Genomic DNA, 11,638 nt, shown 5'->3' on the forward strand with positions numbered 1-11,638 from the left:
CGCAAATTGTGAATATAATGACTATGAGCACATTTACTAAAGTAAAAATGGGGGGGGTACCCCGAATTGTTGGCCGCTATTTGTCTACAGCATTGGTGGTGCTAACGTCCATAGGGATAGCTGAAAGCGCTGAGCTTAAACGGGCAGGGTTTGTTTCATTGCCTGGGCAGTCGGTTGAATTAAACTTAGAGTTTGATTCGACACCGACCGTTCCCACCAGTTATGTCATCGATAACCCGCCACGTTTGGTTATGGACTTCTGGGGCGCTAGTAACGGTGCAGGAACCCGTGCAATCGACGTAAAAACTGGCGTGGTCGATAACCTTAGCTTTGTTGAGGCAGATGGGCGTTTGCGGGTGGTTGCAAACCTGTACAGTACCGTTGGGCATAATGTGGAGTTGAGTAACTCGCAAGTTGTTGTGACGCTTGATGCAGCATCAGCACCTGTTGCAAGACAATCGGATGCACCTGTGCGAGCCAGTAGCACTGCAACGGCTCAGACGCAAGGAACAACCATTCGTGATCTCGATTTTAAACGCCTTGAAGGCAATCAAGGTCGAGTGATTATCGACCTAAGCAATGATCAGGCGCGTCTTGATGTGAATCGTGAAGGTGGTAATGTTGTTGTCACGCTAAGTGATACGCGTCTTGGTGATGGGATGGATCGCCGTTTTGATGTTCAAGACTTTGCAACACCTCTATCCTTCATTGATATGATGTCAGTGGGTGGCAGTACGACGATTTTGATGCGTCCATCTTCCGCTCCCTTTGATTACATGGCGTATCAAACGGGTAACCAGTTATTCGTTGACTTCATACCCTTGACGCGCAATGAGCAGGAAGAGCTACGTGCCAATCAGTTCCCTTATAGCGGCGAGCGCATAGACTTAAATTTCCAAAATGTTGAAGTGCGTGCCGTGTTGCAAATCATAGCTGAAGTTGCTGAAAAGAACTTGGTTGTGAGTGATAATGTTGGTGGCACGACAACCCTGCGTTTAAAGAATGTGCCTTGGGATCAAGCACTAGACATTATTTTGAAATCCAAAAATCTTGATCAGCGCATGATTGGTAACGTGTTGATGGTCGGTACTGCTACAGAAATTGCAGAGCGTGAGCGCATTGAAATAGAAAGTCAGAAGCAGGCTGTTGAATTATCACCTCTGCTGACCGAGTTTGTGCAGATTGATTTCCGTCGCGCATCAGACATGAAAAGCCGCTTAGAAGAGGCTCGACTGATAACTGAGCGTGGTTTCCTGCTCGCTGATGATCAAACCAATGTTTTGATGATTCGTGAAACACGCGAACAAATGGAGCAAATTCGTAGAACTCTGCGCCGATTTGATGTCCAGGTATCTCAAGTGCTGGTTGAAGCTCGCTTAGTGACAGCATCAACAGAGTTTGCAAGAGAGTTAGGGGTTCGTTGGGGAGCGTTGCATAACTCCACGCCAAGTGGGAATGATTTCTCAATAGGCGGTGGAGCAGGCTCGGTTCCTGGAGTACCTTCCGTTCCAGGATCGGGTAATACCTCGATTCCATCTATGCCTGGAATGGTCGATTTCGGCGTGGGTAACCCCACATCCGCTTTGCGTGTGGGTTACTTAGGGGGTGGTTTGTTGCTTTCAGCTGAACTTTCCGCCTTACAGAGTGATAATAAAGTTGAAATCATCTCTCAACCAAAAGTCATTACCACCAATGGACGTCCTGCTGTGATTAAATCAGGTCAAGAAGTTGCGTTCCAGACGGTTGAAAACGGTGAAGTCAGCCTTGAATTTAAAGAAGTTGTGTTGAGTCTTGAAGTGACGCCACAAATAAATCCAGGTGATCGTATCTCGATGGATTTGAAAATTCTTCAGGATTCGCTTGATCCCAACCGTTTAGGTGGTGAACTCTTAATTAATACCAACCAATTAGAGACTTCTGTTGTGGTTAACGATGGTGATACCATTGTGTTGGGTGGTGTGTTTAGAAATGACATTGAAAACGAAATTCGTAAGACACCAGTATTGGGTGACTTGCCTGTTGTTGGAAATATGTTCCGCTACAAGCGTGAACGTGAAACCAAACGTGAGTTATTGATTTTCATTACGCCAACCATGATTCGGGAATCCCTTGTAGTACAGTAGTAGGTTTGCTGATTGAATATATTTCTCATTGGCCCTATGGGAGCTGGAAAAAGCACCATAGGGCGTTTGCTTTCTCATGAGCTGGGTCTTGAGTTTATTGACTCTGATAAAGTCATCGAAGAACGTTCGGGTGCAGATATCCCATGGATATTTGATGTTGAAGGAGAGCAAGGCTTTCGTGATCGAGAGGCATGTACTATTGATGATCTAACGTCAATGAATAACATCATTCTGGCTACAGGTGGTGGTGCCGTTTTACGTGAGAAAAATCGTCAAAACTTACAAAGTCGAGGTCAGGTTATCTATTTATTGACCTCAATCGAGCAACAGCTTGAACGAACTGCAAAAGATCGAAATCGTCCCCTCTTGCAAACCGAGAACCCTGAGTTGGTCTTGAGAAAGCTTTTGGCTGAACGTGATCCGCTCTATAAGAGTTGTGCTGATGTCATTGTGCGGACTGATCGTCGACATCCGCGAGCCGTCGTGAACGAAATATTGCGTCACGTTCGTCAGCTTAATCAAGCATAATATCCCTGTTGTTGGCTTATTCCAGGAGAGTGTTGATGGAAACCCTTTACGTTGAGCTCGGTGAAAGAAGTTACCCCATCTATATTGGCAGTGATTTAATACGTGCCGATGTGTTGGCTCAACATATCCCTTCATCACAAGTGATGATCGTGACCAATGAAACGGTTGCTCCTTTATATCTTGATACGCTTTTATCATCATTGCCAGGCTTTAAAGTTGATGTGATACGTTTGCCTGATGGTGAGGCCTATAAAACACTTGAGCACTGGACACTGATCTTTGATGCGTTGCTAAGCTGCCGCCATAATCGAACCACAACCTTGATTGCTTTGGGTGGAGGGGTTGTGGGCGATATGACGGGATTTGCTGCAGCGTGTTATCAGCGTGGTGTTCCCTTTATCCAGATCCCCACGACATTGCTGTCGCAGGTTGACTCCTCTGTGGGTGGAAAAACAGGCGTAAACCACCCCATGGGTAAAAACATGATCGGTGCTTTTCATCAACCTGTAGCGGTTATTGCGGATACTCAGGTGCTTAATACTTTACCTGATAAAGAGCTGTCTGCCGGTTTGGCTGAAGTGATCAAGTATGGTCTGATTTATGATCCTGATTTCTTTGACTGGTTAGAGCACAACATGGAAGCCTTGCGCGAAAAAGAGCCGACTGCTTTGGCCACTGCGATTTACAAATCATGCCGTATTAAAGCGGATATCGTTGCTCAGGATGAGAGGGAGTCTGGCGTGCGTGCTTTACTAAACCTCGGGCATACCTTTGGTCATGCTATCGAAGCTCATGCAGGGTATGGTGCTTGGTTGCATGGTGAAGCCGTTGCAGCGGGAACAATGATGGCCGTTAACTTGTCTCTTAAAGAAGGTTGGTTAAGTATTGCGGATGCTGAGCGTATTGAGCGCATATTTGTTGCTGCAGGATTACCAGTCAAGCCACCTAGAGATATGACAGAGTCACACTTTCGCGAACTAATGGCGGTTGATAAAAAAGTCGTTGATGGAAGTTTGCGTTTAATTTTATTGGAACAGATTGGTAGAGGTGTCGTCACTGGATCTTTTTCATCTGAGCATTTGTCTGCCACAATCACTGAGATGACGGCGTAAATGTATTTGCTGGCTATAGGTTTATAAGATGTCTTTGTCTCATCATGCATATGTTGAAACACGTTCTAGGCTGCAATTAGCAGAAAAACTACACCATATGGTGCGGTTTTCAGACTTTATTACCTTGCTGCTGGGTGAGGAGGGGAGTGGGCGCTCGACGCTCATGACCCAGGTTGAGAATCTGGCGTCAGAGCGCACTCAACGGTTAGTCCGTATCGATTTAGACTCTAAAACCGATGTGACAGGCTTACTGATCTCCTTGGTTGATGCGTTTGGTTTAGATGATCCGGATTTAAATGATAATCGACAGCGTTTAGTTGCTGTGCATAAACATGTGCGCGCCTTATTTGAAGTCGATCTAAGCTGTCAGATTTTAATTGATAACGCTGATTACCTCAGTGATAACGCATTAGAGTTGCTAGTCGGGCTATTGCAGACAGGCGAATCAGCACCGCACTTATTAATGACAGGGTTGGCTGATTTTGAAGAGCGTTTGCAAGATATAGGCTTCTATGATCGACTTGAAGGCCGAATCCATTTGCAGCTTCTGCTCCCCCTAGATGATGAAGAATCAGAGGCTTTTATAGCCTCGTTACTTCCTAATGATGCAGAGTTAAATGCTAAGCACCTTAAAAAAGTGATAGAGCGTAGTCAAGGGAATCTATCCGCTTTAACCTTAGGTGTTGTTCAGTTGTTAAAAAGTGGTGAGTTGAGCTCTCGCTCTGCTGCCTTTCCAATTCCTCCATTGCATTTGGCAGGAATTGGCATCGTGCTGCTTGCGATTACAGGATTTGCTGTTTGGCACTACTTACCCTCTAATGAGCACCAAGCTGACGTTGTAGCGCAAATAAGTGTTCCGCCAATGCCACCAGTAGTGACGGATTCATTGCAACAAGGTGCTGAAGAAGTGGCGCGTAATGAATTGGCTGAGCGTTTAGCTGAGCAAGAGGCATTGCTACAAGAAGTTCTAGATGCGCCTGTGTCTGAAATGGATGCGGTTGATGAAGTGTTGGCGCAAGCTGAAGTGAGCATATCACCCGCACCTGTGGCAGAGGTTGCGCCGTCGGTCGTGGAGGCTGAAGTCAGACCTCCTGTTGCCGAGGCTGCTCAGGCTGTGTCTGCACCCCCTGAGCCTCCTGCGCCAGCTCCTGCTCCTGCTCCCGTTGTACAGGCGCCAGCACCTCCGGCGCCTGCACCCGCTCCAGAGCCGCCTGTTGCGAGGCCGCCAGCACCGGAGCCTGTACAGCCAGCACCGAGAGTCGAGCGTCAAGATCCGCCGACCGCTCCTGTCACGTCGGTGGCTGCAAATGCAAATGCAGGTGCGCTTCGCTCAGAAGAACTGATGGCTTGGCCGGATAATGGCTATACGTTGCAAGTATTAGGCGCTCGATCAGAAGATAGCGTGGTTAAATTTATACGTTCCCAGCAGCAGCCCCACCGATTCTATTATTTTAGGACAGTTTTTAGGGATGAACCATGGCATGTTGTGGTTTACGGACAGTATAATACTAGGTCGGCAGCGATGGAGGCAGTTAACCAATTGCCCAAAGAACTCAGGGATACCAACCCTTGGGCGCGATCGATTGCCAGTGTCAAAGCGGATATACAAAAGCTACCGCGATAAAGCAAATACATAAATTATAGAGGTCTACAAAGTATAGACCTCTTTAGCTGAAAAAATTTCAGCTGCCCCTCGACTGCTAAAAAATTGTTCTGTTCCCTTTAGGGGTGTAGCATAGACTCCCCTTTTTTATCGCTAAGATAAGGGCTCAGTGGTGTGTGGTGTTTTTAAATGCCATGATATTTATGATTTTTTAGTGAGATTGGCTTATGAGCAATGGTCTGTATCGCCCAGGTGAATTTAAAGACAACTGTGGCTTTGGCCTGATGGCACACATGCAAGGACACGCAAGTCATGGTCTCCTGCAGAAAGCTATTCAGGCTCTAGCCTGCATGACTCACCGCGGGGGTATCGCAGCAGATGGTAAAACCGGAGACGGTTGTGGTCTGCTGATGCAAAAGCCGGATGCATTTATGCGTGCGGTTGCTAGAGAGACTTTGCAAACAGAATTGGCTGACCGCTACGCGGTTGGCATGGTGTTTCTGTCCCGTGAGTCTGCATTAGCACAGACGGCACGCGCTTGCCTGAATTCTGAGCTGGAAAAGCAAGGGCTGAAAGTCTACGGTTGGCGTATTGTGCCGACTGATGATGCCTGTCTTGGTCCCATCGCTAAGGATACAATGCCAGCGATTGAGCAGGTTTTTGTTGATGCTTGTGGGAAAAATGAACGCGAGTTCTCCATCAGTCTTTTCACCGCTAGACGTAAAGCAGAGATTGCGCTGACGAATGATCCTGATTTCTATATTTGTAGCTTGTCCGACAAGGTCATTTCCTATAAAGGCTTAATGATGCCAGTGGACTTGCCGACTTTTTATAGAGACTTAGGTGATCCACGGCTTGAAACAGCAATTTGTACGTATCATCAGCGCTTCTCTACTAACACGGCACCTCGCTGGCCTCTAGCTCAGCCCTTCCGTTTCTTAGCGCATAATGGCGAAATCAATACGATTGAAGGCAATCGTAATTGGGCACGTGCACGCAGCAGTAAATTTGCAACCCCTCTCATCCCCGACGTTGAGTCTTTACAACCGATTGTCAACACAACGGGTTCTGACTCCTCAAGTATGGATAATATGCTTGAGTTCCTGATGGTCGGAGGAATGGATATTTACCGGGCAGTGCGCCTGATCGTCCCACCGGCTTGGCAAAATGTTGAAACCATGGACTCCAATCTCCGTGCTTTCTACGAATATAACTCCATGCACATGGAGCCTTGGGATGGCCCTGCCGGCATGGTAATGACCGATGGTCGCTACGCCGTGTGTATGCTAGATCGTAACGGCTTGCGTCCATCTCGCTGGGTCATGTTAAAAGATGGTTTGCTCTGCACGGCTTCTGAAATCGGTGTGTTTGATTATGATCCCGCGAATATAGAGGCTCAAGGCCGCGTCGGTCCTGGGCAGATTCTCGTTATTGACACGCAAACAGGCGACGTACTTCACACCGCTGATGTTGATGAAAAGCTGAAGTCGCGCCAGCCCTACCGTAAATGGCTAAAAGAAAATGCTGTTCCACTTGAGCAAACGATGAGTTTTACTGAAGAGTCTGTTTCTTTCCGCGAAATGGACCCTGAAGAAACAAAAACGCACATGAAAATGTTTCAAGTGACATTTGAAGAACGTGATCAGGTATTGCGGCCGTTGGGTGAGTCTGGAATGGAAGCCGTGGGCTCTATGGGTGACGATAAGCCTATGGCAGTATTGTCTAAACGTATCCGTTCTGTCTATGACTACTTCCGCCAACAATTTGCGCAGGTGACAAACCCGCCGATTGATCCATTGCGCGAAGCAATCGTCATGTCTTTGCAAACCTGCTTGGGAACAGAGAAAAACATTTTCCAAGAAACCCCAGAACATGCGCGTAGAATCGTTTTAAAATCGCCTATTTTGTCTGCGAGTAAGTTCCGTCGTTTGTGTGAATCGAACCTTGAAGGGTTTGAGTCCGCCATGTTGGATATGCAATACGATCCTGAAGTGGGTCTGAAAACAGCGATAGAGCAGCTGTGCGAGAAAGCAGAGCAAGCGGCACGCAGTGGAAAAGTGATTTTGGTCTTGACCGATGCGTATATTAAACGCGGTATGTTACCGATTCATGCGGCCATGGCGACGGGTGCTGTCAATCAGCATCTAGTTGATAAAGGCCTAAGAACCAGTGCCAATATTATTGTCGAAACGGCAACGGCCCGTGATCCCCACCACTTTGCGGTGCTCTTTGGCTTTGGTGCGACGGCGGTATACCCTTATCTGGCCTACCGTGTTCTCAATGATTTATGCCGCACTGGCGAAATCACGTTAGAACCCTTAATTAGCCATGAAAATTACCGTAAAGGCATTAATAAAGGCCTGTTGAAAATTATGTCCAAAATGGGCATATCGACCATTGCATCTTATCGTTCTGCACAGCTGTTTGAGGCGGTTGGTCTTTCGAGCGAGGTGGTTAACCTCTGTTTTAAAGGTGTGACCAGTCGTATAGAAGGTGCGCGTTTTGAAGACTTCCATTTAGAACAGTCGCTGCTTGCCAAAGAAGCCTGGAGTGTACGTAAACCTATCCAGCAGGGTGGTTTGCTTAAGTATGTTCATGGTGGTGAGTATCATGCGTACAACCCAGATGTTGTTACCGCGATCCATCAAGCCGTATCAACGGGCGATCCTGCGCACTATCAGCGTTATGCGGATTTAGTGAACAAACGTGGCGTGGCGACGCTTCGCGATCTTTTTAGTATTCGTAAGGATATTAAGCCAGTTCCTTTATCTGAAGTGGAGCCTGCTGAGGCACTGTTCACGCGCTTTGATACCGCAGCTATGTCATTGGGTGCCTTATCACCTGAGGCGCATGAAGCGTTAGCAGTGGCGATGAATGAACTGGGCGGTCGTTCGAACTCTGGTGAGGGCGGTGAGGATCCTGCGCGCCATGGCACGATCAAACGCTCTAAAATCAAACAAATCGCGTCTGGGCGTTTTGGTGTGACACCTGAGTACTTGATGAGTGCAGATGTTATGCAAATCAAAGTGGCTCAAGGGGCGAAACCCGGTGAGGGTGGACAGCTACCAGGTGGAAAAGTGAACGCACTGATTGCGCGCTTACGCTATTCTGTGCCGGGCGTCACCTTGATCTCTCCACCACCGCATCATGATATCTACTCGATTGAAGATTTGGCGCAGTTGATTTTTGACTTAAAACAAATCAACCCGGAGGGCTTAGTCTCCGTTAAGCTCGTATCACGTCCAGGTGTGGGTACGATCGCGTGCGGTGTTGCGAAAGCCTATGCGGATTTAATTACCATTTCTGGGTATGACGGTGGCACAGCGGCTTCGCCTTTAACCTCGATTCATTATGCAGGCTCTCCTTGGGAGCTAGGCTTAGCGGATGCACATCAGTCATTACGTGGCAACCAATTGCGTGGAAAAATCCGTTTACAAACGGATGGGGGTTTAAAAACAGGTCTTGATGTCGTGAAAGCGGCCATGCTTGGCGCAGAAAGTTTTGGTTTTGGAACCATGCCAATGGTGTCCTTGGGCTGCAAATTCTTGCGTATTTGTCACTTAAACAACTGTGCAACGGGTGTTGCTACGCAACGCGCTGATTTACGTGATGATCATTTCCGTGGCACCGTTGAAATGGTGAAAAACTTCTTCCGTTTTGTGGCCGAAGAAACTCGCCAACTCATGGCGCAACTGGGTGTTCGCAGTATCGAAGAGCTGGTAGGTCGTACCGACTTACTTGAAATTATCGAAGGTGAAACAGCTAAACAAGCTAACCTTGATTTATCTCCGATCCTCAGCCAAGCCGGGATACCACAGGATTACCCACATACCTGTCAGCAAGCTCGAAATGAGCCATATGATGCAGGTGGGCTCAACTCCCAGATGCAAGTCTTGGCTGAGTCTAGTATCGTTGAGAAGCTTGGCGGTGAGTGGGCGCTTAAGATTACCAACTGTGATCGCTCTGTCGGTGCCAGAACCTCTGGTTTGATTGCGAAGCATCATGGCAACCTGGGTATGTCGGATGAGCCTGTGATCTTCAACTTCAAAGGCCATGCAGGACAATCCTTTGGTGTATGGAATGCGGGTGGTCAGTATCTCTATCTTGAAGGGGATGCGAACGATTATGTGGGTAAAGGCATGGCCGGTGGCAAAATCGTACTGAGAGCCTTCGAACAAGTGACGTACAAAACCCGAGAAGCCTCGATTATGGGGAATACCTGTCTCTACGGTGCAACGGGCGGTAAGCTTTTTGCAGCGGGTCAGGCGGGTGAGCGTTTTGCTGTTCGTAACTCGGGTTGCCATGCGGTTATTGAAGGCGCAGGTGATCACTGCTGTGAGTACATGACGGGCGGTGTTGTCACGGTACTCGGTAGTACCGGTTACAACTTTGGTGCTGGGATGACGGGTGGTTTTGCCTATGTGTTGGATTTAGACAATAGCTTCGTGGATAAGTATAACCATGAGCTAGTGGATATCCATCGTATCGCAACTGAGCAGATGGAAGCACATAAAAACCATTTACGTTCAACCATTATTGAGTTCACCCGTGAAACTCGAAGTGCTTGGGGACAAGAGATCCTTGAAAACTTTGATGAGCTCATTGGTAAGTTCTGGTTAGTAAAACCCTACGCAACGGGTATCAATGATTTGCTAAACAGTATCCGTAAGCGTCCTGAATAATCAGCAGGGTAATGAATCTTGGTCGGTGCTGCGCTGCAGCACCACCGAATGAGGTGTAAAGATGGCTGACCGTCTAAGTAATGATTTCCAATTTATGGATGTGGGCCGAAAAGGCCCTGTGAAAGTTAAAGCGACTGTTCGTAAAAAACAGTTTGCTGAGATCTATGAACCGTTTAAACCGAAAGATGCATCAAACCAATCGCACCGTTGCCTTGAGTGTGGCAACCCTTACTGCGAATGGAAGTGCCCTGTGCATAACTTCATCCCGAACTGGTTGAAGCTGGTATCTGAAGGCAATATTCTCGAAGCCGTTGAACTGAGCCATCAGACCAATACCCTCCCAGAAGTGTGCGGTCGTGTTTGCCCGCAAGACCGCTTGTGCGAAGGTGCGTGTACGCTCAATGATGGTTTTGGTGCTGTCACGATTGGCTCGGTCGAGAAGTACATCACAGACACTGCTTTTGCGATGGGCTGGACGCCAGATATGTCTAATGTTATTTGGACAGATAAGCGCGTTGCCATTATCGGTGCAGGTCCTGCGGGGTTAGGGTGTGCCGATATTCTGGTTCGTAACGGTGTACGTCCCATCGTATTTGATCGCTATCCAGAAATTGGTGGTTTGCTAACCTTTGGTATCCCTGAATTTAAACTTGAAAAGTCAGTGATGTCGCGTCGTCGTAAAATCTTTGAGGGCATGGGCATTGAGTTCCGCCTGAACACGGAAGTGGGTAAAGATGTTACGATGCAATCCTTGCTCGAAGAGTTTGATGCCGTGTTCTTAGGGATGGGCACCTACACATCGATGAAAGGCGGTTTTCCAGGTGAAGACTTGGAAGGGGTGCACGAAGCACTGCCGTTCTTGATTTCGAATGTGAACCATTGCCTGGGCTATGAAAAAGATCCGTCAGATTACGTCAGCATGAAAGGCAAGCGTGTTGTTGTCCTTGGTGGTGGTGATACCGCAATGGACTGTAACCGTACCTCGATTCGTCAGGGTGCTAAGTCTGTGACCTGTGCCTATCGTCGAGACGAAGCCAACATGCCAGGGTCGAAAAACGAAGTTGTAAACGCGAGAGAAGAAGGCGTTAAGTTTGTCTTCAATCGTCAACCCGTTGAAATCGTCGGGGAGAATGGCAAGGTCGTTGGCGTAAAAGTCGTGACAACGCAGATGGGGGAGCCAGATCAAAATGGCCGCCAACGTGCTGAAGTGGTCGAAGGCTCTGAAGAGATTCTGAAAGCGGACGCGGTGCTCATTGCGTTTGGTTTTAGGCCGAGCCCTGCGCCTTGGTTTGCAGACTTCAATATATCTTTGCATGACGATGGCCGTGTTGATGCCAGTGCTGAACCTAAGGCAATTGATCGTTTTGCGTTTCAAACCACTAATCCAAAAATCTTTGCGGGAGGCGATATGGTCAGAGGTTCTGATTTAGTCGTGACGGCAATTGATGAAGGCCGTAAGGCGGCTGAGGGAATTTTGGATTACCTACAAGTGTAACGCTACAAAGTTGAATAAAAAGGCACTATCAAATCTGGATAGTGCCTTTATTAAATCAATCAGAGTCCTAGCAAATCATATGTTTGATTGCTGCG

At 47.7% G+C, this 11,638-nt stretch carries 6 protein-coding genes; all 6 read left to right on the top strand.

Going from position 1 to position 11,638, the window contains the following annotated elements; genetic code table 11:
- The first annotated feature begins 23 nt into the window (after positions 1-23).
- The 6 genes from DN062_RS13085 (at position 24) to DN062_RS13110 (ending at position 11,543) form a co-directional block, all read left to right on the top strand.
- Complete coding sequence (locus DN062_RS13085) at positions 24-2,123, top strand: type IV pilus secretin PilQ (RefSeq protein WP_239995785.1); 2,100 nt, start codon at positions 24-26, stop codon at positions 2,121-2,123.
- A gap of 12 nt (positions 2,124-2,135) precedes the next feature.
- On the top strand, positions 2,136-2,651 hold the full coding sequence (gene aroK / locus DN062_RS13090) for a shikimate kinase AroK (RefSeq protein WP_272944841.1): 516 nt from the start codon (positions 2,136-2,138) through the stop codon (positions 2,649-2,651).
- A gap of 35 nt (positions 2,652-2,686) precedes the next feature.
- Positions 2,687-3,763: a 3-dehydroquinate synthase gene (aroB, locus tag DN062_RS13095; RefSeq protein ID WP_112159761.1), complete on the top strand. Its 1,077-nt coding sequence runs from the start codon at positions 2,687-2,689 to the stop codon at positions 3,761-3,763.
- A 28-nt stretch (positions 3,764-3,791) separates the two neighbouring features.
- The gene (locus DN062_RS13100) at positions 3,792-5,387 is read left to right on the top strand and encodes an SPOR domain-containing protein (RefSeq protein ID WP_112159762.1); all 1,596 of its coding nucleotides are present in this window, start codon (positions 3,792-3,794) and stop codon (positions 5,385-5,387) included.
- A 206-nt stretch (positions 5,388-5,593) separates the two neighbouring features.
- Positions 5,594-10,048 carry a glutamate synthase large subunit gene (gene gltB / locus DN062_RS13105; RefSeq protein ID WP_112159763.1) on the top strand — a complete coding sequence of 1,485 codons (4,455 nt, stop codon included), beginning with the start codon at positions 5,594-5,596 and terminating at the stop codon, positions 10,046-10,048.
- Between the two features lie 61 nt (positions 10,049-10,109).
- Positions 10,110-11,543, top strand: a complete 1,434-nt coding sequence (locus DN062_RS13110) for an FAD-dependent oxidoreductase (protein WP_112159764.1) — start codon at positions 10,110-10,112, stop codon at positions 11,541-11,543.
- Positions 11,544-11,638: the final 95 nt, after the last annotated feature.

The sequence above is a fragment of the Nitrincola tibetensis genome (assembly GCF_003284585.1).
Lineage (GTDB): Bacteria > Pseudomonadota > Gammaproteobacteria > Pseudomonadales > Balneatricaceae > Nitrincola > Nitrincola tibetensis.